This window comes from Moritella sp. JT01, assembly GCF_001574435.1.
Taxonomy (GTDB): Bacteria; Pseudomonadota; Gammaproteobacteria; order Enterobacterales; family Moritellaceae; genus Moritella.
Map to the genome: position 1 here is coordinate 60,591 of NZ_LOCN01000023.1, position 26,685 is coordinate 87,275.

Here is a 26,685-nt window from a genome sequence, read left to right on the forward strand (position 1 = left end):
TCTAGATAAATAACAATGGCGTGAATAATTTACGAGGCTTAGCAAGATATAGTCGAAAGTGTTAGAGCAATAAATATTACTCAGTAATAAATATGAGCAAGAAATAGTACTCCCGTTGTGAGCCACTAAAAAATGTGCAACGGGATTAATCATGAGAAATGTAAATACTTAAGACTTTACATTTTTTCCTTTTTTAACAGTGCTATACATACTTTCAATCAAACTACTATAACGCTCCTGAATAACTTTACGTTTTAATTTAAGTGTTGGTGTTAGTTCCCCATTTTCATTGGTAAAAGGTGACGCCATCAACTTAAATTTCTTCACTTGCTCAAACTTAGCCAGCTCTTTCTGCATCTCTTTAACACGTTCATCAAGTAACTCGACAATCTTGGTATGCTTGAGTAATTCAACATAGGATTCATATTTTAAATTAAGCGTTTTAGCGTGCTCTTCAATCGCTTCTTGGGCAGGTACAATCAAAGCTGAAGCATATTTTCTTGCATCAGCAAATACGGCAACTTGCTCAATGAAACGATCTCGACCTAATGTACCTTCAATTAACTGTGGGGCGATATATTTACCACATTCAGTTTTCATTAGGTCTTTCAAACGGTCCGTAATATACAAATAGCCATTTTCATCAATCGCGCCTGCATCCCCCGTTTTTAACCATTCACCATCAAATGTGTTTGCTGTTTCTTCTGGTTTATTAAAATAACCACGCATGACAGTAGGTCCTTTGATCATAATTTCATTTTCATGACCCAGTTTCACTTCAATTCCCGGTAATACCGACCCGATAGAGCCTAATTTAAAGTCTTTAGAATAACAGCTAACTGTTGCCACTGTTTCTGTCATGCCGTAGCCATATTTAATATGGATACCAATTGATTGAAAGAATAAATTTACTTCATCATCAAGTTTTGCGCCGGAACAAGGGAAAAAACGCACCTTGCCACCAAATACAGCGCGTAATTTCGTGAATACTAGTTTATCGGCAATTGCATGTTGTAATTTCAATAACGGTGATACAAACGTACCAGCTTGTTGCGCTTCAAAGCGTTTCTTACCAATAGCCACAGCCCAATGAAATAATTTTTTACGTACGGCGGGGGCATTTTCAACTTTATTCATCATCGTAGTATGAATTTTTTCATACAAACGTGGTACCGCACACATCACCGTAGGCTGGGTATCCGTTAAGCCTTTTTGGATTCTTGCTGGATCTTTAAGATATGTATTTTCGGCGCCCCAGAATAATGCGTTAAACGTCCAAATACGTTCAAAAACATGACTTAACGGTAAAAATGCCAATGAGATATCATCTTCTTCTAAACGTGTTTCCGGCTCATTCACTGCCAATGCAGCTTGAATGTTGGCGTAATCAAGCATCACACCTTTCGGCTCACCAGTAGTACCTGAGGTATAAATTAACGTAACAAGATCATCGTTTTTTGCATTCTCAATACGATGCGCTAATGCTATCGATGATGAACTATCAGGGGTGAACGCCAGCATGTCGGCATAGGCAACCACGCGGGGATCATCGGGTAAAGTAACGGTTGGAGAAAAAACAATAAGCGATTGCAGTGATTCACACTTATCCAGTAATGGTAGCGCAAGCTTTAACTCGGCTTTATCGCCAATAAACATACACGTCATCTTAGCGTCATTAATAATGTATTCTGCTTGTGATGACGTACTACTTGGATAAAGTGGCACAGAAACAGCACGACACTGTTGTAAAGCCAGATCGGTAATTGTCCATTCAGGTAAATTATTTGACCAAATACCAACGTTATCCTGAACTTTAAGTCCACGGTTAAGCAAGTTATTTGCAAGCCCTTCAATACGCTCGCCCATCTGCTTCCAGCTAATGCGATCCCAGCCTGTTTTAGTTTTACTTTTCAGGGCTGTTTTATCTTGATACTTCTCAATCCTTGCAAGGATCTGATTTACGAAATGCTGACTCATGTCTATTTCTCATGTTAATTCGGGCGCAAACAAACTCGGCTTACAGTTGTAAGCCCGAGAGGGTAGCTTGTAAAATGTCATTTGTAAAATAAATGAATATTTTATAACCTATTTAACACTAAAAAACCCAACAATAGCGTCATTTTAATCAAAATCGGCTCATATCGCCGAAATTTATAACATCTTTGACCATAAATATATCTAATGACTCGCTAGATGTGACCAGCTATCTAATGGTTCGTCACTCGCTCTTTCCACTAAGGAAATATCGATCCCCATATCCGTTAACTCTTTTAGTGTTAGGTCATCTGCAAGCTCAACCATCTCACCTTGTTCATTTTTAAATAACATATCCCACCTCATGATTAAAAACCTATTTTAAGTGTGGCATAGATCAAGAAAAGGTCTAATATTCCTACTTCATAAAGGTGAAGCTCTATTTATCCTATAATACAAGGGACTTCCCCTCCCCCCACGAATCAGCTATATAGCCAAACGACGTCAAGGTTCACCCTCAGAGGCGGACCTGTATATAAATTAATTGACAAAAAACGACCAAGCCTGTAAAGATTAAGACATCAAATTAATTTATACATATAGATGGCTATTTATCGCAACCTAAGAATAATACGCAGCGCAGAAATACTCTTTTATATAACGGCAATTGAAGGATTCATAATGTCAAACCAGGTTATTATTTTTGATACGACCTTAAGGGATGGAGAGCAAGCATTATCAGCGAGCTTAACCGTAAAAGAAAAGTTACAAATTGCCTTTGCACTTGAACGTTTAGGTGTTGATGTAATGGAAGTTGGTTTTCCAATTTCATCACCTGGTGATTTTGAATCCGTGCAGACGATCGCGCGAAATATTAAAAACAGCCGTGTTTGTGCCCTCTCTCGTGCACTAGAAAAAGACATTGATGCTGCTGCCCAAGCGCTTTCCGTAGCGAAAGACTTTCGTATTCATACCTTCATTTCAACATCTGACATTCATGTTAAAAGTAAACTAAAACGTAGTTTTGATGATGTTCTCGAAATGGGTCGCCACGCCATTAAACATGCGCGTCGCTACACCGATGATGTAGAATTTTCTTGCGAAGATGCAGGCCGTACGCCTATCGATAACCTATGCCGTATGGTTGAAGAAGCCATTAAAGCCGGTGCAACGACGATTAATATCCCCGATACTGTTGGCTATACTGTGCCATCGCAATTCGGCGGTATTATCACTGATTTATTCAATCGAGTCCCTAATATTGATCAAGCGGTGATCTCGGTACATTGTCACGATGATCTGGGTCTCTCTGTAGCGAACTCAATTGCAGCGATTGAGCAAGGCGCACGTCAAATCGAGTGTACTATCAATGGTATTGGTGAACGTGCAGGTAACTGTTCATTAGAAGAAATTGCCATGATCTTGCACACACGCCAAGATTTATTAGGTAAAACCACCAATATTAACGCACAAGAAATTTACCGTACCAGCCAGCTAGTCAGTCAACTCTGCAACATGCCAGTACAGGCTAATAAAGCGATTGTGGGTGCCAACGCATTTTCACACTCCTCAGGTATCCATCAAGACGGCGTACTAAAAGCAAAAAACACCTATGAAATTATTACCCCTGAAAGCATTGGTCTAACGCAAAACAAGTTGAACCTAACCTCACGTTCAGGTCGTCATGTGATCAAGCATCGTATGGCTGAACTTGGTTATAGCGACAATGATTATAACCTTGATGACCTATATACAAGCTTCTTGCAACTGGCAGATAAAAAAGGCCAAGTATTCGATTATGATCTTGAAGCGTTAATCTTCTTTAATAATTTGCACGAAGATGAAGAACACTTTAAATTAGATTATCTCAGTGTTCAGTCCGGTTCTGGTGTGAAAGCAACCGCGACTATTAGCTTGATCTCACAACGAGAAACAACGGATGAACCTTGTACAAATACTGAAGCTGCGATTGGTAATGGTCCGGTTGATGCCGTTTATAAATGTTTGAGTCGTATTTCAGGCTTCGATATCGATATCGCTAAGTACCACATTACTGCAAAAGGTGAAGGTAAAGATGCACTGGGTCAAGTCGATATAGTTGCAACGTATGAAGGCCGTAAATTCCACGGCATCGGTTTAGCCACAGATATCATTGAATCTTCGGCACTGGCTTATATCCACGTAATGAATAATATCCATCGTGCAAACGCGGTAGAACAACAAAAACTAAAAAAAACAAAATCAATAATATAGAGAAGGCGGCTAAGGATGACTGTAACAAAACACAATATTGCTGTATTACCAGGTGATGGTATCGGTCCAGAAGTAATGGCGGAAGCAATCAAAGTACTTGCGGCTGTGCAAAGTAAGTTTAATTTAGAACTCACGTATGATTTTAATGACGTTGGTGGTATTGCTATCGATAATCACGGTACCCCATTACCAGCAAGCACACTCACAGCGTGTGAAAACTCAGATGCAATCTTATTCGGCTCTGTCGGTGGTCCAAAATGGGAAGGACTACCACCACAAGAACAACCTGAACGTGGCGCATTATTACCATTGCGTGGGCACTTCAAGCTCTTTTGTAATCTACGCCCAGCTAAAATTTATGCGGGTCTAGAAAGATTCTCACCACTGCGCGCTGATATTTCAAACAACGGTTTTGACGTCGTTGTGGTTCGTGAATTAACAGGTGGTATTTATTTCGGTTTACCAAAAGGTAGCAAGGGCGAAGGCGCTGAAGAGACTGGTTTTGATACCATGTTATATAGCCGTGCAGAAGTAGACCGTATTGCTCGCATCGCCTTTGAAGCAGCAAAACTACGTGGTAATAAAGTAACCTCTGTGGATAAAGCTAACGTACTAGCAACATCTGTTTTATGGCGTAAAGTGGTACTAGAAGTCGCACAAGATTACCCAGAAGTTGAACTTGAACATATCTATGTCGATAACGCAGCAATGCAGTTAATCAAAGATCCATCGCAATTTGATGTACTGCTTTGTGGCAACTTATTCGGCGATATCATCTCGGACGAATGTGCAATGATCACGGGTTCTATGGGTATGTTGCCGTCAGCAAGTATGAACGATTCTGACTTTGGTCTGTATGAGCCAGCAGGTGGTTCTGCACCCGATATCGCAGGTAAAGGCATTGCGAACCCAATCGCACAGATCTTATCTGCAGCAATGATGTTACGTTACTCACTAAAACAAGAAGAAGCAGCACAAGCTATCGAGCAAGCGGTTTCATTTGTATTAGAAGAAGGTTATGCGACAGGCGATCTGCACAGTGATGCGAATACTAAACCAGTACAGAACACGGCACAAATGGGTGACTTAATTGCTGCTAAAGTTAGCGCTTAATATAACAACTCAAGCTAGTCATGAACATGATGCTTTTTTAATAAAGTAAATGGTTATAACGAACAAGGCCGATAGTGATAGTCACCATCGGCCTTTTTATTGGATTATCATGTTATCTGGCTTTATTTATGATTCAAATATAAATAAAAATCACTAAGTCAAACTGGTAAATTCAACACCTATTTGATAAACATCTCCGTCACTATCAACCCGTGTTACTTTCGCTTCAGCCTGTAGAGGCGGAACACGTGAATCGCCTGTTGGTAGAAAAATACTGACACTATCATTCAATGAAAAATAGCTTTCAGGTACATCTAACGACATTCCACTAGCGCTTAAATCACGACAGATAGCGGTAACATTCCTTTCTTTATCCGTTACCTGAACCGGTGAGTCGATTAGCATCCGATGATAACTACGTCGTTCCAAGTTAGCTTTTAGCACATCAATATCCCTCTTATTGCTATAGTTTATAAATGATCTCAAGTTATAAACAATTAAAAACTATGAATAGTTTTATCTTGTTTTGAGTATAGTCATCATTTATTAACTCGGCGTTATATGACAAGAATAATGCGATCCAAATAGCTATTTGACTATAAATATTAGCTAGCAGTCCAACATGCCTTTATCGACAATAAAGTCGATGATCTGCTGCAAGCCAATTTTCTTTTTCATATTGGTAAACACGTAAGGCTTATCACCGCGCATACGCTTGGTATCCTGCTCCATCACTTCCAGCGACGCGGCAACATCAATCACATAAATCGTTAAGTCGGCTAATTCAGGACTAAACGTGGCACTCAAATTATCACCACCACTTTCGACAAATACCACATCGAGCGTTTTATGTAGCTTCGCTAACTCCTCAACCGCCGCAAGATTCATTGATGCGTCTTCACGGACGCCACCTCGCTTCGCGCCCGTACCAATCCGCTTTATATTCTAATTGTCTTACTATTTCACCGAAATTAGCATCGTGGATATGTTTAGATAGCTTACGGTTCTTAACCATATTTTTGACCTTCAACGACTCGATGCCTATCACTTGGTTTTCGTTTATAAGTGTCGTCGTCATTTTATGGGTAAAGTCTTTACGGCAATTGGCGAGTTTCTTCGCGTATTTATTGGTTAATCGTGGGTTATTGAACTTTGTTCCATCCGAACAAATCGCTAAGTCTTTAATACCGACATCAACACCTACGGTCTTATTCACGACTGGTAGCTGCTTAACATCTTCTTTTACAAGCATTGATACACAGCACTAAGTGCTAAACTTAGACTCTATGTGCAAATATGTCAATATTAATAACAACGCATACAGTAAAACAACAAATCAATTAAAAACAAAGAGTTAAAGTCGACTTTAAAGTTATAAAATAAAGTTTATATAATAAATATGAATATTGTTGGTGCAGATACGTATCTACATGCACCACTAAAGGGATAATCAAATGTAGATAAGAGGGAGGTCAGGGTAAACATTGCGACAAAGCCAGATTTTCAGGATCTGCCGCAAACCAAAATGGAGAGAGTTTCTCAATTAACCGGTGTGAGCATGCGGACTAGAATATTTCCATAACGGTGTCCAATACGATTTAAGTAACTCGCCAACCGCTTCACCTTCAATAAGATAATTAACTTCGGAAAGGTTTCCTGGATACATATTGTCAGATCCAACAATACATACTTCGTCATCAACAATCATAATCTTGGCATGATTCCCTGGCGCAGACTCCACACTACCGTAAAAATAACCACTGGCACTAATAGTCGTCCAGAATGGGTGCCCAATGACCCCTTTTTCAGGAGGCTCTTCCGATAACGATTCCGTTTTTAAAGTCGCAGTTCGCCCTTCCGGCGGCAATTCAGGCCACTTATATGTTTTCCCTTCGACTAGCTTATCGACAGGTACTTTGTCCGTATAAAAGAATGGCGCAACAAATAATCGAGATAATGTATCTGCACGTTTTCCATCACTATCATCAAGCAAGGTGTCAGTATCAACATCGTGAGTGATGTAATATTTAATTAATTCAAATGTGCGAACGGCACCAGAGCCAAATGAATATTGATCACCTCCCGCACCTGCACCCGCATCTAAGGGAGACACAACGATCTGAACATGCAAGTTTTCATTCTTTAATAAAGCTTCAATGAGCCAATGACAAACAACGTGATCTTTCCAATTTTTCTTCCAAGCGCTAATGACGTCCTGCTGTGACATACGAATACTGTTTTTAGCATTTAAAATAAGGCTTTTCTTCATAATTTCAGAACCTATTTTAAAATCAGTGTCTCGGTTAGGACCCGTCCAGTATTTACCTACCGTTAAAATTCGACTGGCCTTTTTATATTGATCTAACTGAGCATAAGCATTGTAGACGCTGCGTTCTTCGAATACATCGGCCTTTAGATCTGCTATTGAACGTAAATCAAAATCTTTAATATTACTTGTTGGAGGCTGTGGTGCTAAGTCTGGTCTTACCGGATCTGAACCTGGTTGAACACCCGTCTCATGGACCGTTAAAACATTATTTTGTTTTTCTTTTATATAATCCAATACATAGCTTAGTGCTAACGGATCACTTGGGTAGTCAGGTTCAGCATCTCTGTTATTCCAATTAAGTGTATCAACATCTAATGATTCTTTGGTTAACAGAAAAGTATCTGCTTTCCACATCTCATTTAAAAATAACTGAGATCCATAGCTTGCATCACCATGAACCACCACTGATACATCATGAACTGGCGGATAACTTCTGAATAAATCCATATTTAAATTATGACCACCAACCAAAGACTCAACACCATCACTGACGATAATTTTGGTATGATTCCAGGTCATTTTTGTATCTGAGTCAGATATTAATGCAGCAGGTAAAAACTTCTTTTGCGCCGACATCCAAGAACCTGATACACGCTCAAAGAAGCGACCCACCACAAATTCTGGCATGACTTCCCAATGTTGAGAACGACTGCGTATAAGACGAACCAATGCAGATTTAAAATCAGTTAAATTCTCAGGTTCATTGATCGGGTATAAGGGGGTTTGTCCAAATAAAAATCTAAATTGCGTCGGTTCACTTCTACCCATCTGCTTTGTTAATGATGTATCGATTGCACCTAAGATAGCTTTAGCCCAATCAGGATCAGGACTATTGAGAGACGATACATCACATCGGTAACGTGTTTTTTGAACAATTTCAACGATTGCTCGTTCAAACTCACCTTGACGTGCAATCGCTCTCGGCATTATCTCTGGTCCAAAAGACATCCCCCAAATATTTGGGGTATCCAGTAACCTTACATAATTGTTTTCGCTATCATGATAAAAAAGCTTATTTTCGGACAACTCACTTTTAATATCGTCTATTTTACTCATATTTATTCTCATCTATTGGCGTTATTTTAAAAACTAAGGAATGGGGAAACCTAACCAAAATACAAACATTTGAATTAAGTTGAAATGTACTTATAAGAACTTCCAATCAACCCAACCTTTGTTTTTTCGTTCCGTAGTAACAGGGTATGAAAGCTTATAAGGTGGATCGCCAACCACATCATCCATGTAATAAGTATCATTTGGATTTCGTCCCCAAATAGATGAAACACGTCGAACATAAGGTCTATTCGGAAAAGTTGTGCTGTTTCGAGTTGCCCCCCCTCCCATTACGTCAAACTCACGATGGAACCGATGAATTTCCTGTCGTAACTCTAATACACCTTTTTCAACGGCGCAGGGAGTAGAAAACCTCGAGCCCCATTCAGTCAAATAACCTCTGGCTATTTTGTATATCAATTCGGGCACAGGCGCGACAGTCGAACTCGTATTTGTTGGATCATAGTTACCATCGGCAGTCGTATTCCCCGCAATTGTGCTATGTCTTCCTCGACAAGTATAAAGTTCATAACCTTTAGGCTGAGGGCGATTTTCGTCAGGTAATAGTGGGTCTGCCTGCTGTACTTCGTTTGCCATTACCCCCCATGCTGGATACCTTGTAATCCAATCCCACCACGATTGATCATGAATCTTTATATCATTACTCTCGCCTCTCATTCGTCCATTTGGTCGAGGTACTAATGCCTGAAAAGCATGGTCTTGAACATTCAAATTGTATGACTGATCCCACGAGTAAATGCCAACATAATTAACAACATTCGGAGGCAGTTGCGTAAGAATACTCCACCAAGTCCCAGGCCCCGGAACAGGGTCAATCGCGAGGATATTGACTGGTGTATTTCTTGTCTTTTCATCGCCGTAAGCGTAGAGAAACCACGCTGCCATAATACATTCACAAGCACCTCGGCTGTGACCAATAAAATTAAATGTTTCTGCTTTACTCGCCGCTGCAACATTCGCTCCGTGTAATGCTAAAGCTGGCATTGTCCAACCAACTATCGATTCTTTATATTTGGTGTACTGATTACCGCTTATATAGTTACGAATATCATGGAGTAAATCGTCGGGAGCCTTAAGAGGCCCGTTTATTAATAATGGCTCACTTGTATCTCTTGTATGAGCCCAATCATTCTCACCAGCCCCTCTTACCGTCTTTCCTACACCGCCTAGTTCATTAATAATTCTCACTGGAATATATCCAGTTGAAGGTAAATATATATCTTTATCGCTCCCCTCTCGAGACACCTCACCTTCGTCTCGAGTACAAGCAGTACCAGAGAATGAGACCGTCATGACGCTAGCTTGCTCAGATAATGAAAATCGAGGTAAAGCAGAAAGAGGCGAGCTTATAAATAACCCCGTACCGCCCAATAGCCCTGACTTAATAAAATCACGTCTTTTAAAATTCATAGCGGTTTACCTGAAGGTGAGAGCACTTGTGATATGGCGAAAGTGACAATTTCACCACGTAGTAGAGAAAACACTACTTTTTTCATTTTATTTCCTTACTTTTTAACAACATGGAAAATATAACAGACAACTTATATCATGTTAATAAAAATAGTAACGTAAGGGAATGTAACGTACATTAAGATGTATGCCATTAATTTAATTGAAAATAATTAAAAACAAATTATTGAATAAGCATTTCCCATTACTGACAAAAAAGACATTAAGTACAATTGTAGTCAAATTTACACATAAATCTGTAATTACGATATAAACCAGCCTTTAACCACCTACAAATGGCTAGCTATCTGGTTGTTTATTATATAAATAAAAATGTAAGCCACATTCTTGAATGTTAAAATTTTAACCGCAGATTTAAATTCCCAGAAGTTATAAAGTAATCATATTAAAAGAATGTAGTGAATAAAATATAAGCCAATATAATTATTGCCTCTGGCTCTTTAACCTAAATGAAAATACAATGTGCGTTCACTCATCGGGGTGCTACCAGACTTTTCATTGAAAAAGTCATTGTGGCTGAGATAACACCCGTAATAACTTGAACCAGATAATGCTGGCATAGGAATGAGATTCGACCAATTGAGTCATAAGTTCTATGCTTCACATTCTAGGAGAACACGTGAAGCACACGATCAAAAAACTAGCACTTTGCACAGCCCTACTATTACCTTCGCTATCATTACAAGTCGCTAACGCGGCTGACAAGCCAGTATTAAATGTTTATACCTACGATTCATTTGCATCCGATTGGGGCCCGGGTCCAAAAGTAAAAGCCGCATTTGAAGCGGAATGTAATTGCGAACTGAATTTTGTAGCATTAGAAGACGGGGTTAGCATTCTTAATCGTGTTAAACTGGAAGGTAAATACACCAAAGCAGATATATTATTAGGCTTGGACAACAACCTGATGGCTGAAGCAGAAAAAACCAAACTGCTTGCACCGCACCAACAAGATACCAGCACATTATCACTGCCAAACGAATGGACGAATAAGTACTTTATTCCATTCGATTATAGTTACTTTGCATTTATCTACGACAGTGAAAAACTGGCCAACCCACCAACGAGTTTGGCTGAGTTAGTTAAACGTAAAGATCTGAGTATTATCTATCAAGATCCACGCACCAGCACACCGGGTCTTGGCTTTATGTTATGGGTAAAAGCCGTTTACGGTGATAAAGCACCACAAGCATGGCAACAAATTGCAGCTAAAACCGTCACCATTACTAAAGGCTGGAGCCAAGCTTATGGCATGTTCTTAAAAGGCGAAGCGGACATGGTATTAAGCTATACCACATCACCGGCATACCACATGGTGGCAGAGAAAGAATTCAAATATAAAGCAGCCGAATTCAGTGAAGGTCATTACCAACAAACAGAAGTGGTTGCGCGTCTAAAAGATGCTGCAAATCCTGAGTTAGCCGATCAATTCATGGCATTTGTACTCACTCCCGCGTTCCAAGATGTGATTGCAACAGGTAACTGGATGCTACCAGCGAAACAAGCGGCGGCACTACCAAGTGAGTTCGACCAATTAATTACGCCGGAAAAAACCTTAGAGTTCACACCAGAAGAAGTGGCTCAATCCCGTAAATCTTGGGTGAAGGAATGGCGTAACGCTGTTACCCAATAATTAGTCAGTAACTAATCAAAAATTATGGTCGCGAATTCGCATAAATACTGGTGGTGTAGCGCAGTGCTCGCCATCAGCATCATTTTACTTCTGGTGGGTGGTAGCTTTACTGCCCTACTTAATTTTTCACAAGCGGAATTAGACTTTCGCAGCGTCCTTACAGACTCGTATACCCAACATGTTATTAGTTTTAGTTTATACCAAGCTGCCTTATCAACCGGCTTGAGTATTGGTTTAGCGATCCCGTTAGCACGCGCGTTCTCGCGCCGAGAGTTCGTGGGTAAACAAATGATTATCAAACTGTTTAACTTATCACTCGTACTGCCCATTATCATTGCCATCTTTGGTATTATTGCTGTGCACGGTAAAAGTGGTTGGGTTAATCAACTATTAGGGTTTTTTAACATAGAAACAGGCCATTATATTTATGGCTTAACCGGTATTCTTCTTGCCCATTTATTTTTTAATGTTCCGTTAGCTACACGTATTTTATTACAAACATTAGATTCAATCCCCAGTGAATCTTGGCGTTTAGCCAGTCAACTTAACTTACAGTCTCGGCACATTTTTATCACCTTGGAATGGCCGAAGATAAAACAACAATTACCCTCGTTAATCAGTCTTATTTTCATGCTATGCTTTACGAGTTTCGCTATTGTGATGTCACTCGGTGGTGGTCCTAACTATGCCACGTTAGAAGTGGCTATCTACCAAGCGTTAAAATTTGAGTTTGATATCGAGCAAGCTGTAGCCTTGGCTATCATTCAAGTCGCGATCACCGTATCGTTAATGATCTTTAGCGCGGTATTTTTAAAGTCACAACCTATGTCTGCGCCATCAGGTAATTATTTTCGTCGCCCCGATTGCCACACGCTAAGCAGTAAAATCTGTGATGCGATAAGCTTTATCTTAGCCAGCTGTCTGTTAGCGCCTCCAATGTTGGCTATTTTTAGCAGTGGTATCAACAGCAGCACTCTCACCGTTCTTAGCGACCCGATGTTGTGGCAAGCCACAGGTATCTCACTACAAATAGCCCTGAGCTCGGGCTTATTGAGTTTGTTACTTGCCTGCTCGATTTTATTCTCGACACGCATATTGAAAGTGCGCTTTAAGCTAATGGCATTCGCGTATGGCATCGAAAATATTGGCGCTATTATTTTAGTGGTTCCGGCACTGGTACTCGGTACTGGGTTGTTTTTATTATTGCGCCCCTATGTTGATGTATTTAGTATTGCCGCGTGGTTAGTTATTTTAATCAATGCCCTCATGTCATTACCTTATTTACTTCGGGTATTAAGCCAACCGATCCAAGATAGCTTTGCTGCTTATGACAAACTGGCGGTTAGCTTAGGCTTATCACGCCTACAACGTTTGCGTATTATCGAATGGCCATTATTACGTAAACCAGTCGCGATGGGGTTAGGACTGGCGTGTGTATTATCTCTGGGTGATTTAAGTGTGATTGCATTATTTGGCAGCCAAGATATGCAAACCTTACCTTTGGTGCTCTATCGTCAACTAGATAGCTACCAACTTGATGCCGCCGCTGTTACCGCGATTTTCTTATTAACCCTTTGCGGTGTTATTTTCTATCTGTTCGAACGTATTATTGGAGGCAAAAATGCCTAATAGTCTTCTCTTAAACAATACTAACTCCCTAAGTAATACCAATGCATTATTACAGGTCGATAATATTATCTTTGCTTATGAACAAATGCAGATGCAGTTTGATTTAACGGTTAATCGAGGCGAAACCTTAGCAATACTCGGCGCAAGTGGTTCAGGAAAATCTACTCTACTGAACCTTATTGCCGGTTTTAATCAGCCTTTGTCTGGAGATATCCGTTTTCAACAAAACTCGATATTAGCAAAAGCACCTGCCCAGCGACCGATAACCACGTTATTTCAAGAGCATAATTTGTTTAATCATTTAACCGTTAAGCAAAATATTGCCATTGGTTTAGCACCAAGCATGAAGTTAGATCTCGCGCAACAAGCCGCACTTGAAATGGCCGCACAGCAAGTAGAAATGACCGCGCTACTTAACCGCTTACCTGCAGACTTGAGTGGCGGCCAACGTCAACGTGTTGGCATCGCACGTTGCCTTGCCCGCAAACAGCCGTTATTACTGTTAGATGAGCCTTTCAGCGCGCTCGACCCTGCATTACGTCAAGAAATGTTACGTTTGATTACCAAGCTGAATAAAGAACATGGCATTACCGTTTTAATGGTCACCCACAATCCAGATGATGCCCTACAGATCGCCGATAACATCGCTTTTATCGATAACGGGAAAGTAGCATTACATGCACCGGCGGCTATTTTAGCAGACCACAATGCACCCGATATGTTGAAACGTTATCTGGGGACGCTGAATAAGTAATAACCTACAAAAAACCGCGTGCTTTGAGCAATGCCGTTTTAAAGTCATCTTCATGATCTTTGGCCAAGCCAGGGATCATGTCATTCTTTGCTGCATTGCGCATTTTAAGGTGATAAATAAGCGCATCATCACTCAGCTCAGCTAATTGCCCTTCAAATTTCATCTCTTGTGCCAAAGTAGATAAAAACTGTAACAGATTCACATCCGGTGTTTTCTGCCATTCAGGCTGTAATAATTCAATAATCTCATTTAAGCGGTGATATATCATTCCATTAGATTATCCTTATAATAATAAAGGTTATTATACTTACAATGAGGTGTAAGTTAAGATAAATTAATTATAAATTATCGCTAACAAATGGATACAGATCAGCCTCTTGAATTCTATAACATATTCAAGAGGCTAGCTTCAGGCTTTAATAACAGCACTTAAAAAAATAATGTATCTTTATTGCTTCATTGCGACAGAATCTAATAGAAAGTGAATCACTTTTTTATCTGCTTTCGGGTTAAGGTTGAACGAAAATATTAAACCATGCTCTATTTTTTTATTAATCGTTAATAGTTCAGCTGATTGCTCAAATGAGTTATACATCTTTTTACTCCATTTATAGGGAGTAACCGGATCATTTTTTGCGGCCACAATCATTACACTGTTTGGCATCAGTTTCGTCCCTGTTTCCTCGATTTTCCGAATTGGATCCGTTTTTGCTGACCAACCTTGACACATGCCCGCATTATTTTGATAAACCGTTTGCCCAAAAACAGCTGACTTATTCATAAATTCATTTTCTGAACGTTCTTTTTTAATGTGCTCATCTGTACATACGATTGCACGATGAACCGCATCATATTGAAACTTCCACTCTTCTTGTTCTATTTTTGCTTTCTTCTGTAGCTGATCGATAACACTCCAAAATTCAACACCCTCATCATTATCTAAAAGCTGAAATAATGGTTCTTTAACAGATTCCCACTTTCCATCAATATCTACCGAACGCAAAGCATCAAGCAAGGTGATAAAATGTTTTTTTTCAAGAACAGCACCATCAGCAGTACTGAAAAAGTCTACATTTTCAAATCTAGACATCATCCAACGAAGCTTACTCATATCGCCAGATACATCACGATTAGAACGCTTTAGTCGAATACGTAACGCCTTATTAAAACCTTCGAGGCTTGAATAATAAAGTTGATTTGCGTTAGTTAATGCAGGATCCATTGCTGAATCTAAAACGAAAGATCGCACATGTTCAGGGTACATATCCGCATAAACCGCGCCTAACCGAGTACCATATGAGTAACCAATGTAACTAATTTGCTCTTCATGTAATGCAATACGAAGGGATTCAAGATCTTTTGCAGTGGTGTTTGTCCCCATATAAGGGGCAATAGATTGAAATGTTTTATCACATCCCTCGCTTGATAATGCACAGTCAGCGATCTCTTCAGCAAATGCACTACCACCAGTTCCACGAGGATCAAAGCCAACAACATCGAAGTATTCATTCACTTTATTATACCCAACTTTCGGGTATGCTTGGTTCCAACGCGCAAGGTCGTTTACCATCTCCATTGCTTCTAACGAACCCGGTACACCCGGACCACCAAAATTAAATATTAAAGACCCGATGCGTTCAGCTTCATTTTTAGCTGGTGTTACTGTGTAAAATAGATTAACAGTATCTTCAGGCTTATTGTCGGTTAAACTGTAATCCTTAGGAACAGTCAAATAGTAGCACTGCGTATTTAATGATGAACCTTCCGGACATTCAACTTCCTCACTCATTGGTGAATAAACTGAAGATGCAAATACTTGCGGGGAGAAAACAAGTCCCAATAGAAGTTGAGAGAAGATAAACTTTACCTTGTTCATTTTATTTCCTTATTTTTTAATGACATGCCAAGTGGAACGCATCATTTATAACACTTTAAAAGAAATAGTAATGTAAACAAACTTAACGCTACTTAAGGGGTAGTTAAATGATTTATTATATAAAGACAGGATCAACTACACACGAAGGTATTCTGATTAGGCCTTAGAAAGAAGTTTATTTTAGATCTCGGAGAAATTTTAGAGTTAAAGTTATAAGTCCTATAGTTTTCTCCCTAAAAACCCTATAAAAAACTACTAGATAAGTGTTTATTATATAAATATTAAGTGTAAGGGAGATTCTCGAAGTGTAAGTTTAAACTAGAAATGTAAAATTATAACTAAACAGGCTTACATCCTATATAACCTAAATTACACAGGATGTTTTATTTTGTAGCCTAATATGTATCAACCGAAAATCAAGTTAAAGTGTTAACTGCCAGCGTTGTAATGGTTTATCAGCGTTAATGCCACGGCCCCAACGATCGATACTGTCAATCGTTAAGATGCGAGCCGGATTAGGCACTAAGGTTTTTAACTGCTTGCTAGCTCTTTTTGACGTTAGCACCCACAAGCTATCATCGTCAGTTAATAGCTCAACAAGTTGCTGCTTATCTGCCGCCGACCACTCTAATTCCGGTTTGGTTAAGCGTTCAACCACAAACAATTGATTGCCCGACGCAAAGTCTTCTAACTCACTCGACAGCAATACAACTGAATCAATCTCATGGTCTAATAACATGGCTTGTTGCTGGTTAATCAAGTGACGCACCGACATCATCAAGGCTTGCTGGTTACTCGCAATTGTCGCCGCTTGCTGTGGCCATACTTGTTGCAGATCTTGACTTACAATCGCCGTCATACGGGTTAAATTAGTCGGGTTAAGCCAAGTGTAAGGCGAAATGCTACCGTCTTCTAAACGCAGTGCCGCAACACCTTGCGCACGAGGGGAAATGGCTTGTGATGCATCCACTTCGATCATGCGAATGTTACCTTTACGTGCGTGTACGAATAATGGATCTTGCGACCATACTGCACCGAGGGTAATACTCACTTGCGCATCAATAGCCGCTTTCTCTGTTAACGCAGATCCTTTAGTGCTAAACCAATTGGGTAAACGCGATAAACCATAACGTTTTGGTGGCAAATATTGCGTGGTTATATCCGTGCCTTTAGTTAGCTCCGTCGCTAACATGTAAGTCACAGGCGTTGCGGTAAGAATATCTGCGGCATCGACCTTCTGGCTAAAACCTAGCGTTGTTGCTAACAGCAAACATGCCGAGCTGATGGTAAATAATGAAGAAATCATAATAGGTTATCCCTTACGAACAATGCGGTAGCAAGTGGCAGTTAAGAAGAAGCTCGTCGATACAATAATGATCGCCGCGCCAGAAGGAATCGGGAGTTTTAATTCCATTGGTAAGATTGTGCCCAAAAGACAGCTGATCGTCGCTAGCAATGCCGACATAAGCACAAAGCTACCCATGTTTTTCGTTAATAAACGTGCTGTTGCACCTGGGATTAATAGCAGTGCCCCCACTAATACCGCACCGACAATTTTTACCGAAGCAATCGTTACTAGGGTGATCATCATGACAAATAGATAGTCGTAAAAATTAGTCGCATAACCACGTACTTTCGCAATATCAGGGCTGATACAGGTTAATAAAATACGGTTAAAGGTCGGTATCAATACCAGTAAAATAACCCCGCAAGTCACCGCTAAAATCAATAAATCATAATCGGTGATCGTTAAAACCGAACCGAACAACACATTCTCTAACATGTGAATATTAATCTTACGTGCCACATACATCAGCAATGCCGCACCCACCGCTAATGCAAATGCCAAAAACACACCCACCAAGGTATCGTATGGCACATTAGTACGGTTACGCACAAAATGCAGTAGCAAGGCGAAGATCATACAAAAGCTGAATAAGCCGATGATTGGATTCTCAGCTGGCTCACCTAATAATACGCCTAAGGCAATACCTGTTAACGCTGCATGGCCAACCGCTTCTGAAAAGAAGGCTAAGCGTTTGGCGATCACTAACGTACCTAAACCACCCAGTAGTGGCCCCAGTAATAACGCGGCGACCACCGCATTCACCATAAACGAATAAGAAAAACTCTCACTCAACCAACCGGCATCAACGCCCAGTTGTGCCCAATGACGGATCGTATCCATTATTTAACTCCTTGATCGAGCTTGATTGCTGGCGTATTTGTACCCGTATAATGATTGAATAATCGCTCGATCTTCTCTGGCATCAATACCTCAGATACCGGCCCTGTATCGACCAGCTGACGATTAACCACATGCACTTGTCCACCGAAACGACGAACGGCGGTCACGTCATGATGCACAGCTAATATGGTTTTTTTTTCGCGCACTAATTCGTGGATCAAGGATTCAAGGTAACGCACGCCTTGTTCATCCATGCCCGTTGTTGGTTCATCAAGTACCAACAAGTCTGGATCATCTAATAATGATTGCGCGAATAATACTCGCTGCTGCTCACCACCCGATAACTGCCCCATACGGCGGTCGGTGCGGTTAGCCATACCGACTCGATCGAGTTGTGCCAGTGCTTCATCTTGTTCTTTTTTACGCTTACGCCAAAACAGTGGATTTCGACTTTGATTTAAAAGAATAAAATCCATCACGGTAAAAGGTAAGCTCGACTCAAACGAGGCCTTTTGTGGTACATAACCGATATTGCCTTTACGCTCTGGCCATTGAATATCAATATTGCCAGTGAAAGGGGTTAATCCTAAAATAGAGCGCAATAACGATGTTTTACCACCACCATTGGGCCCCATGATCACATGGCATTGCCCCGCTTCTAGATAATGCGAAATGTCTTCTAAAATGACATTATCACCATATTTCAAACCGACATTTTGTAAACGAATTGCAGGTCCCACGATTAACTTCCTTGCTGCTTGTTGATAGAGGCATGAGTTGTTGAAGGAACTATTGCGGCAGTGTCAGCCAGTGACCGCTTGGCTGCAAACTTCATCGCTTCAACTAAGGTCGCGAGATTACTTTTCATTTCAACAGCCACTTTGCTTTCTTCATACGCACCATGGGTCATGTGTGAAAAACGGTAAAGTTGTACACCTGTTGCGGCTTCAATAGTTTCAACGTAGCGACTTGGCATATTTAACTCGTAGAACAACACATCGATCTTCGACGCGCGGATCTTTTCGATAGTTTCTTGTAACTGACTCGCACTCGGCTCAACGCCGTGCGCAGGTTCTATCACCGCAGCTACGTCAACACCAAACTCTTGCAGGATATAACCATAAGCATTGTGCGTCGTAGCCACCAGCATGCCGGATGTATCTAAGTCACCCAGCGTTAGCATAGCTTGACGTTTCATCTTGCGAAATTCGGCTGCGTATTTACGGGCATTTTTACGGTAAGTACGCGCGTTATCAGGGTCGATCTTTGATAACTCAGTCGCTATGGTGTAAACCTTTTGGATCGTCGTTGATAGACCAACAAACGTATGTGGGTTTACTGCACCGTCACCGACAGATTGACCAATAGCAGGTAACAAGGGCACATCTTTATTGGCTTGAATCACAATCAGATCATCACGATTTGCGGCTTTAATTACTTTTAAGGCAAAGTCATCATGGCCAATCCCATTCACCACGATCACGTCCATCTGTTTAAGACGACGTAAGTCATTCGGCTGTGGTTGGTAATTGTGGGGATTAAACCCTTCGTCAACCAAAGGTAATACGTCCGCTTTATCACCCACAACCGCTTTCACGTAGCTGTAATAAGGCTGCAAGGTAATACCGATTGTTAATTTATCAGCGGCTTGTAATGATCCGCTTATGAGCAATACCGCTGTAGTAGCGACGGCTGCGATTAGACTTTTTAGGCTTGTGTTGATGCTATTTTTCATTATATCTGCTCTCATTGTCGACTGGCGTCACGCCTTAGTGGCTGTCTTTATCTGTATTGTCTGTATTGTCTGAGTCGCTATCATCAGCAAACACCACTTGTTTCCAACCTGCGCTAATAAGATCTGCTGTATTAAGCGCATTTACTGTCATCGGTGCAGGTGTGGCAATATCTAATGCTAACCACACATCAGGTCGTGCATCTTGGCTATTCAATATCACCGCAACACTGCCTGTTGTCAGCGCAGGAATGCCTTGGTATAAAGCTGGCGCGACTTTACGCCAGTCATGTTTACCTTTACGTTCCCAGCTTTTATCCATGATAAAAGGTGCTAACCACAGATCTTTAAGTTCAGCCAGTTCGGGCCATACATCTACATTTTCAAACTCGACACTTTCTAGCTCAAGACTGTCTTGATGAATATTGCGGATCTCTTCGTGTGCTAAGCGCAGTTCCGCGATCATCGCCAATTCAACAGACGGTAAATCTTTAATCGAGATCTGATGGCTCGCAAGTACTCTCTGGCTCGACGCAGTTTGGTGGTAAGGTAAAAGTAATGCCGCTATCGCTAAGATTAAAATGATTAATAACGCCACCCACTTACCTTCACGACCCCCGTCATCGGCATGGACTGATTGACTGATCATTTTTCGCTAATCTCAACAACATCGACTTCAACTGGGTTTTCATGGCCCGCATCGAATACTAAGTAGAAGTCAGTATCCGGCTTGTTAAACTCTACAATTGAACGCTTGTCAGTCATCGCTTTAGCAATCAGGTTGTCATCGTAGTCATACATATTTACAGCGTAATCAACCGCAGTACTGGCATCACTGTAACCCGCCTCACAAGCCACTTTGTCAGACTCGAACCAGCAGATCATTAGTGGAAAATGGGCACTTGCCGTCCCAGAAAATAAACCCGTCATCAATGAAAGCGCTAATAGCGCCGATTTGATTGGCATTTTTGTCATGAAGACCTCAACAATTAACTATTAACTATTAACTATTAACTATTAATAAATAACTAAGTAATAACTAAGTAATAACTAAGTAATAATTAAGTAATAGCTAATCGATAAATAAGTAAGCAAAAGCCTGTAATCAGATTGCGTCTAATTACAGGCCATAATATAAATAATTCAGTTCCACACAGGACTGACTTAGTCGTCGTTAAAAACTACTGTAATAGTGCTTCAAAGGTGAAATGCACGTTCACACTGGCTTTATCTGCCATCGGATCATTTTTCAATTCACCTTTGTAGTTGGCTTTCATCAGATAACGACCCGCAACATTTGGCGTGAATGTCACGTTACCGTCCTTGTCACTCACCACATTAATTTGCTCTTGATGGTTACGGTATAACGTACCTTCACGGGTAATATCAGCAACAACACCAGCTTGAGGTTCGCCGTTAAAGAAGAATTGGAAGCTTACTTCTTCGCCTTCAACAATGTCAGATGGGTGAGTCAGTGGACGCATCTCTAGGTATTTACCTTCAATTTCTAATGCTTTTTCTGTTGGCATTCCAACCGTTACATAGCTTTCTGCACGGGTATAACTTAATTGTGTACTTACGTCGCGTGCTTTTTCTGGTAGCAGGTTACTACGCTCAGCTTTATTCGCTTTAACGTATTTAACGGTATCGCGACGACCCGCTTTATAATATGTGTAATAAGACGGTACGTTGTTGATTGCGACTTTATGCGTGCCTTCTTCAACAAAGTAGAAGTCAAAGATAGAACGACGTTTTCCGCGGATCACAAAATTAGGACGTTCTTTACGACCGTCTGGCATGATAACTTGTGCAAATTCACTGCCCGCAGGTTTATCAAATACAAAGGTACCGTGTGATGCCGTTACATCAAACGTTAACCAATCGCCACCTTCTTTCGATACGGTGAAGTGTGATGGTAATACCCAACGTGGATGTGCGTTTGCCGTTGTTGTTGCCGCTAGTCCCGCAATAACCGCACAGGCTAGACCTAACGCTTTCAATTTTTTTACTATAGTCATTAATCTTTACTCGCTCTATTATTTAATTAGGTAGTTGATACGGATATCACCGGTTTCTTCTGTCGGTGCAATGGTGTGACTAAACGGCTTGTCACCTAAAGTCATTTTTTGGCGGATATAGTTACGGCCACCGTGTTCACGTACAACTTCAACATAAAATGTGTAACTGCCCGCTTCAACGCGGTTACCATCATTATCTAAACCATCCCAAGTGAAACGGTAATCACCGGCAGGACGGGTTGCTGATGTTACGCCGTCAACTAAAGCACGATCATAACGTCCTACTTTTCGCCACCAGCTGCGTAAGTCTTTTAACCATTCATCTTTACCCACCCATAACTCAACCGTACGCACTGATTTACGCTCTGAATTCTCGATCCATATCGCCACATAAGGACGGGCATACATGGTGGTATCAATCTTAGGCAGACTAAATTCAACATCGAGTGTTGCAGTGGCCGGAATTGGCGCTGCAGTGGCAAAAAAAGCCGGTAATAACAGGCAACTTAATAGTGCAACGCACTGACTAAGACGCTTAAATAACAAAGTCATACAAGATCCTTTAAGGAACGGCCACCACAAAAATAGCCAAGGTAACGAGGGAACCAAACAAGGTCCATTTCAATGAGGTTGCGAAGGTTTTCTTTTTTGGTACCAGTAAACACACACCCGTTAATACAAAGAACACCATCAACAGCGCGGTAACATCGATAAACAACTTCCATACGTCACCGCTGTTACGGCCTTTATGTAAGTCGTTTAATACTGCAATAACTCCATAATGGGTTTTCTCAATCACCGCTTCAGTCGTGGTCATATCAATAAATACCGCCACGTTATACCCCGGTCCCTTGTAGTCCATCGCGATCTCACCTTCAATTAATTCACCGTCTTCAACTTCGGTAAATACGTCTAATGCAGAAGGTTGACCAGAAAGCTTGGCGTGTTCGGTAAGGTAATTAACAATGCCGGCTTTATCGACAGCAACTGCGCCATTGGCATCGCTGAATAAATCTTGCGGAAGGGTAAGGATAGTCTCTTGGATATCAGGCTGGCTGCTCACAAACAGACTTGGACGGTTTAAGGTAATGCCGGTGATCGAGAAAAACAGCACCACTAGCAATAACGCCATGGAAATATAGATATGTAAGCGACGCGCCCATAATTGCACTTGTTTGTTTTTTAAGAATGTTTTGTTTTTTGGATTAGCCGCTTTGTTTTTCGATCTTGCAGGTGTCTGGGTGAAAGATTGACTGAAGGAAGACATGATCGTAATAACACTGCTTGATTATGGGATTTAAGTACAGGCAATGTAATTGATAATTGTTTTCATTGGCATTGAATTTACATTATTTACGTTAACTCATGCCAATGCACTAGTAGTGATAGTTAAGTCCATTGATTCCTTCATTATCGTCAATATCATCGTCATCAATAATGTCACAATACGTCTTAACTTCAGCTTCGGTATGAGGAATGCCTGCTACATCAGCAAGCTCCCACGAACGTTCACAGCGTTGAGTTCGTTCACACCACAAATAACCCGCGGAAGGCAAGCAACCATACTCGTCACGATCGCCACCGATAGGCTTATACTCGGGGTCAGAATTGCTGCAGGCTGTAATACTTAATACTAACAAGGTTAATAAACCATATTTTAAACGCATAGTGTGCTCCTGATCCTATATAAAACAATTCTGGTTCATCGTTAGTATCCTTGCATAATAAAAGTCGCACTTTTAGCAGAATCAGTATGGGTTAAGATGCAAGTCGCTGTGGTACTTTCAGCGATGCTCATTGGCGTAACAGTGTAACCTAAAGGTAATGATGAACCACTGAGTAGACTTCCGGCATCATCACAATTATCAATGTGTACAGCCTCTCCCGTCGATAATCCCGATTTTGAGATCATCTTGGCAGCGTAATTAAACGTATTTGCACTTTCAATACTGCGAGCAATATTAATCACACTGACATCTAATGCGGCATCGGCAAGATCAATAAATCGAGGTACAGCCATCGCACCTAATATGCCTGATATAACTACAACAGCACTTAATTCAACTAACGTAACTCCAGCTTGTTTTTTCATTTTTTAGACCATCCATGATCATGAATCCACGATTATTTTTGCTGATAAATATAGACAGCAAAAGCTCACTGCCAATTACGATATTAATTGGTAAATATTACGCCAACAACTAAGAGTATAGCTACAAAACAACAAGGCATAACCATTGATATATAACTGGTTTCATACATAGTAACTGTAGTGCTACAATTTTTGTTTTGCATTCTAAAATTAAAAAAAACCACAAAAAAACGGGCTTAAAAGCCCGTTATCGGTATCATTAAAACCTGATTGTTAATTACATATTATGCTCAGCAAAAGAGGCTAAACGACTACGTTGCACTCCTTTTAAGAACACATTGGCACTGCCGTCAAAATCTTTAAAGCGTTCCACTATATAAGTAAGACCCGAGGTTACAGCGGTTAAGTAACTACTATCAATTTGCGATAAGTTACCCGAACACACAATTTTAGTGCCCTCGCCACAACGCGTAATAATGGTCTTAAGCTGCGCTGCAGTGAGGTTTTGACACTCATCTAATAATACAAACGCATTTTGAATCGAACGACCACGCATAAAGTTTACCGACTTGAACTGTAAGTTCGCTTTCTGTTTAATGTACTCAACTGAGCCATCTTTACATTCATCGTATTTATGCAAAACTTCTAAGGTATCCGTGATCGCGGCCAACCAAGGCAACATTTTTTCTTCTTCCGTGCCAGGTAAGAAACCAATGCTTTCCGCAATTTCTGGCGTGTTACGTGTAACAATCACCTTGTCATACATTTTTCGCTCAACGACTTGCTCTAACGCCGCCGCCATCGCCAAAATAGTCTTACCACTCCCTGCGGGGCCGGTCAGAATGACCAAATCAATATGCGGATTAAGTAAAGCTTCCAACGCCATGCCTTGGTAAATATTCTTAGGATGTATACCCCACGCTTTTTTTGACATCAGGCGTTCGCGACCTAAATCAACAAAACTAATTTCTCCCTTGTCCTTTCCGACAACACGGGCGGCAAAGTGATCCGTTTCATCAATCAGGTATTGGTTAATAAAAGTATCTTTAAGCAATTCCGTTTCGACAGTATGAATGGTCTTTGAGCCCATGGTTTCACTTTTCATGCTTTCACTGTGGCATTCATTTATCTCTTGCCAAAAGTCGCCAGTGAATTTATGAAAGCCGGTCGCTAAAAACTTAATGTCATCAATCAATTGATCGGAACGGTAATCCTCTACCCGATTAAGCCCTGCGCCCTTCGCTTTCAAGCGCATATTAATGTCTTTAGTGACTAGTACAATTTCGCGATCAGATTGGTTTTGCAGAAACAACGCGGCATTGATAATACGATTATCGGGTTCATTTTCAGTAAAGAAAACATCTTGCTTCATCACGCTATGATCAGCAAAAATAGAGATCTTGCCCAATTTATTTTTACTTTCTATTTTTTGCAATGGCACACCTTGACTGATTTCTTCAGGGGTGGCGTTTGAAAAAATATCCTCCAATGCACGAATAGCGACACGAGCATCCCGACTGACATCCCTTTTTCTATCCTTAATATTATCGAGCTCTTCTAAAACAGTCATGGGGATCATGACATCGTGCTCTTGAAAGGTGAAGATAGATAAAGGTGCATGTAACAACACGTTGGTATCGAGAATGAAAACTTTGTTATTGGTACTTTCCATAAAAACACCTCTTTTAGTTCGACTAACCCTTAGCGCTTAGCCGTCGACCTTGTTGATTTCATTTTTAGCCATTTTTTTACAATATCTGTGCTGCAATACGATATACTTACAAAATACATACCTCTGATGACCCTATCAGGCTTTTATTACGGAAATAAGAATGACAGCAACCAAGACAGCACTTGACCCTAAGCTTTTTAAAGAAATCGAAATCATTTGTGAAAAAGGTGAAGAGCAGCTCGAAGCTGAAGAATACAAAACTGCGATCGATACCTTTATGCAAGCTTATGATCTTGTTCCTGAACCTAAGATCCACTGGAATGTATCAACATGGATCCTAACAGCACTAGGTGATGCACACTTCATGTTAGGCGATTGGCCGTCATTAGAAGAAGCAACGGGTTTTGCTATGTTATGCCCTGAAGGTGCGGTAAATCCTTATTTACACCTACGTTTAGGTCAAGCACACTTTGAACTTGGCAACATGGGGCCTGCGAAAGAGCAACTAGAAAAAGCATTTGAAGCTGAAGGTGCAGAAATCTTTGGTGATGATGACCCAAAATATTTAGCCTTTGCCAAAGCTAAATAAAACAAGAATTCTACCACCCTCTTTTACTATTATAGTGGGTGGTTATTATTCTGACCAAAACACCGAACAAACAAGTACCTAATCTAAAATAAGCGTTAACCCTAATGACGCAGGTGTCGCTACCGTTACGATTAAATTCGACTCTAAAAATGACGTGAATAATAACTAACAAAATAAAGGTAGGGCTCGTTAGATATAATATTGAAGCTCCCCTACCTCGCTTCGCGCCAGACAAGTCGGGGAAGGAAGGGGATTCTTGTCGTCAACGGCTTAAGCATTGCAATATTAA

26 protein-coding genes, 1 pseudogene and 1 riboswitch are annotated in these 26,685 nt (G+C 40.7%); of the genes and pseudogenes, 6 read left to right on the forward strand and 21 right to left on the reverse strand.

From position 1 onward, the window contains the following. Nucleotides 1-168: 168 nt before the first annotated feature. Nucleotides 169-1,977, reverse strand: a complete 1,809-nt coding sequence (locus AKG98_RS16935; protein WP_067048543.1) for a long-chain fatty acid--CoA ligase — start codon at nucleotides 1,975-1,977, stop codon at nucleotides 169-171. 201 nt (nucleotides 1,978-2,178) lie between these two features. Further along, a complete protein-coding gene (locus AKG98_RS16940; RefSeq protein ID WP_067048546.1) occupies nucleotides 2,179-2,328 on the reverse strand; it encodes a 2-isopropylmalate synthase in 150 nt (49 codons plus the stop codon). A 327-nt stretch (nucleotides 2,329-2,655) separates the two neighbouring features. Between AKG98_RS16940 and leuA the strand changes: the two genes are divergently transcribed. Next, nucleotides 2,656-4,227 carry a 2-isopropylmalate synthase gene (gene leuA, locus AKG98_RS16945; protein WP_067048549.1) on the forward strand — a complete coding sequence of 524 codons (1,572 nt, stop codon included), beginning with the start codon at nucleotides 2,656-2,658 and terminating at the stop codon, nucleotides 4,225-4,227. Nucleotides 4,228-4,242: 15 nt separating this feature from the next. Beyond that, nucleotides 4,243-5,340: a 3-isopropylmalate dehydrogenase gene (gene leuB, locus AKG98_RS16950; RefSeq protein WP_067048552.1), complete on the forward strand. Its 1,098-nt coding sequence runs from the start codon at nucleotides 4,243-4,245 to the stop codon at nucleotides 5,338-5,340. Between the two features lie 153 nt (nucleotides 5,341-5,493). On the opposite strand, the gene AKG98_RS16955 is transcribed toward leuB, so the two are convergent. The 5 genes and pseudogenes from AKG98_RS16955 to AKG98_RS16975 form a co-directional block, all read right to left on the reverse strand. Continuing rightward, nucleotides 5,494-5,784: a PilZ domain-containing protein gene (locus AKG98_RS16955; RefSeq protein WP_067048555.1), complete on the reverse strand. Its 291-nt coding sequence runs from the start codon at nucleotides 5,782-5,784 to the stop codon at nucleotides 5,494-5,496. Between the two features lie 165 nt (nucleotides 5,785-5,949). Next, nucleotides 5,950-6,264: pseudogene (locus AKG98_RS16960) on the reverse strand (GTP-binding protein); the annotation flags it as partial. Continuing rightward, nucleotides 6,239-6,592 carry a transposase gene (locus AKG98_RS16965; protein WP_067048558.1) on the reverse strand — a complete coding sequence of 118 codons (354 nt, stop codon included), beginning with the start codon at nucleotides 6,590-6,592 and terminating at the stop codon, nucleotides 6,239-6,241. The gene AKG98_RS16965 and the pseudogene AKG98_RS16960, both read right to left, overlap by 26 nt. 291 nt (nucleotides 6,593-6,883) lie before the next feature. Further along, the gene (locus AKG98_RS16970; protein WP_067048561.1) at nucleotides 6,884-8,725 is read right to left on the reverse strand and encodes a phospholipase; all 1,842 of its coding nucleotides are present in this window, start codon (nucleotides 8,723-8,725) and stop codon (nucleotides 6,884-6,886) included. 90 nt (nucleotides 8,726-8,815) lie between these two features. Further along, nucleotides 8,816-10,153, reverse strand: a complete 1,338-nt coding sequence (locus tag AKG98_RS16975; protein WP_067048564.1) for a Tat pathway signal protein — start codon at nucleotides 10,151-10,153, stop codon at nucleotides 8,816-8,818. A 526-nt stretch (nucleotides 10,154-10,679) separates the two neighbouring features. After that, nucleotides 10,680-10,794, forward strand: a riboswitch (TPP riboswitch). Between the two features lie 38 nt (nucleotides 10,795-10,832). Between AKG98_RS16975 and thiB the strand changes: the two genes are divergently transcribed. Genes thiB through thiQ form a run of 3 tightly spaced genes read left to right on the forward strand, consistent with a single transcriptional unit; the run spans nucleotide 10,833 to nucleotide 14,229 of the window. Beyond that, complete coding sequence (thiB, locus tag AKG98_RS16980) at nucleotides 10,833-11,846, forward strand: thiamine ABC transporter substrate binding subunit (RefSeq protein ID WP_067048567.1); 1,014 nt, start codon at nucleotides 10,833-10,835, stop codon at nucleotides 11,844-11,846. A 24-nt stretch (nucleotides 11,847-11,870) separates the two neighbouring features. Next, nucleotides 11,871-13,475, forward strand: a complete 1,605-nt coding sequence (gene thiP / locus AKG98_RS16985; protein WP_067048570.1) for a thiamine/thiamine pyrophosphate ABC transporter permease — start codon at nucleotides 11,871-11,873, stop codon at nucleotides 13,473-13,475. Then, nucleotides 13,468-14,229, forward strand: coding sequence for a thiamine ABC transporter ATP-binding protein (thiQ, locus tag AKG98_RS16990; protein ID WP_067048573.1), 762 nt, complete (start codon nucleotides 13,468-13,470; stop codon nucleotides 14,227-14,229). The genes thiP and thiQ overlap by 8 nt, the downstream gene beginning before the upstream one ends. A 4-nt stretch (nucleotides 14,230-14,233) precedes the next feature. On the opposite strand, the gene AKG98_RS16995 is transcribed toward thiQ, so the two are convergent. The 14 genes from AKG98_RS16995 to AKG98_RS17060 form a co-directional block, all read right to left on the reverse strand. Then, nucleotides 14,234-14,497 (reverse strand): YihD family protein, encoded by a 264-nt coding sequence (locus AKG98_RS16995; protein ID WP_067048576.1) that lies wholly within the window; start codon nucleotides 14,495-14,497, stop codon nucleotides 14,234-14,236. 180 nt (nucleotides 14,498-14,677) lie between these two features. Further along, on the reverse strand, nucleotides 14,678-16,105 hold the full coding sequence (locus tag AKG98_RS17000; RefSeq protein ID WP_067048579.1) for an alpha/beta fold hydrolase: 1,428 nt from the start codon (nucleotides 16,103-16,105) through the stop codon (nucleotides 14,678-14,680). Nucleotides 16,106-16,526: 421 nt separating this feature from the next. Further along, entirely contained in the window at nucleotides 16,527-17,411 is an 885-nt protein-coding gene (locus AKG98_RS17005; protein WP_067048582.1) for a metal ABC transporter solute-binding protein, Zn/Mn family, read from the reverse strand. A gap of 6 nt (nucleotides 17,412-17,417) precedes the next feature. After that, on the reverse strand, nucleotides 17,418-18,293 hold the full coding sequence (locus tag AKG98_RS17010; RefSeq protein ID WP_067048585.1) for a metal ABC transporter permease: 876 nt from the start codon (nucleotides 18,291-18,293) through the stop codon (nucleotides 17,418-17,420). Further along, a complete protein-coding gene (locus tag AKG98_RS17015) occupies nucleotides 18,293-19,033 on the reverse strand; it encodes a metal ABC transporter ATP-binding protein (RefSeq protein ID WP_067048588.1) in 741 nt (246 codons plus the stop codon). The genes AKG98_RS17010 and AKG98_RS17015 overlap by 1 nt, the downstream gene beginning before the upstream one ends. Before the next feature lie 2 nt (nucleotides 19,034-19,035). Continuing rightward, nucleotides 19,036-20,028 carry a metal ABC transporter solute-binding protein, Zn/Mn family gene (locus AKG98_RS17020; protein WP_228140343.1) on the reverse strand — a complete coding sequence of 331 codons (993 nt, stop codon included), beginning with the start codon at nucleotides 20,026-20,028 and terminating at the stop codon, nucleotides 19,036-19,038. A 34-nt stretch (nucleotides 20,029-20,062) separates the two neighbouring features. Then, a complete protein-coding gene (locus AKG98_RS17025; protein WP_067048594.1) occupies nucleotides 20,063-20,674 on the reverse strand; it encodes a hypothetical protein in 612 nt (203 codons plus the stop codon). Then, a complete protein-coding gene (locus AKG98_RS17030) occupies nucleotides 20,671-21,000 on the reverse strand; it encodes a hypothetical protein (protein ID WP_067048597.1) in 330 nt (109 codons plus the stop codon). Before AKG98_RS17030 ends, AKG98_RS17025 begins: the two co-directional genes overlap by 4 nt. 206 nt (nucleotides 21,001-21,206) lie before the next feature. Further along, nucleotides 21,207-22,043, reverse strand: a complete 837-nt coding sequence (locus tag AKG98_RS17035) for a DUF4198 domain-containing protein (RefSeq protein WP_067048600.1) — start codon at nucleotides 22,041-22,043, stop codon at nucleotides 21,207-21,209. 18 nt (nucleotides 22,044-22,061) lie between these two features. Then, nucleotides 22,062-22,595 (reverse strand): DUF2271 domain-containing protein, encoded by a 534-nt coding sequence (locus AKG98_RS17040; RefSeq protein WP_067048603.1) that lies wholly within the window; start codon nucleotides 22,593-22,595, stop codon nucleotides 22,062-22,064. 10 nt (nucleotides 22,596-22,605) lie between these two features. Further along, complete coding sequence (locus AKG98_RS17045) at nucleotides 22,606-23,310, reverse strand: PepSY-associated TM helix domain-containing protein (RefSeq protein WP_228140344.1); 705 nt, start codon at nucleotides 23,308-23,310, stop codon at nucleotides 22,606-22,608. A gap of 109 nt (nucleotides 23,311-23,419) precedes the next feature. After that, nucleotides 23,420-23,710, reverse strand: a complete 291-nt coding sequence (locus tag AKG98_RS17050) for a hypothetical protein (protein ID WP_067048606.1) — start codon at nucleotides 23,708-23,710, stop codon at nucleotides 23,420-23,422. Between the two features lie 41 nt (nucleotides 23,711-23,751). Then, nucleotides 23,752-24,135, reverse strand: coding sequence for a type II secretion system protein (locus AKG98_RS17055; RefSeq protein WP_067048609.1), 384 nt, complete (start codon nucleotides 24,133-24,135; stop codon nucleotides 23,752-23,754). 277 nt (nucleotides 24,136-24,412) lie between these two features. Further along, nucleotides 24,413-25,807: a PhoH family protein gene (locus AKG98_RS17060; RefSeq protein ID WP_067048613.1), complete on the reverse strand. Its 1,395-nt coding sequence runs from the start codon at nucleotides 25,805-25,807 to the stop codon at nucleotides 24,413-24,415. 160 nt (nucleotides 25,808-25,967) lie between these two features. Between AKG98_RS17060 and AKG98_RS17065 the strand changes: the two genes are divergently transcribed. After that, nucleotides 25,968-26,396, forward strand: a complete 429-nt coding sequence (locus tag AKG98_RS17065; RefSeq protein WP_067048616.1) for a hypothetical protein — start codon at nucleotides 25,968-25,970, stop codon at nucleotides 26,394-26,396. The last annotated feature ends 289 nt before the right edge of the window (nucleotides 26,397-26,685 follow it).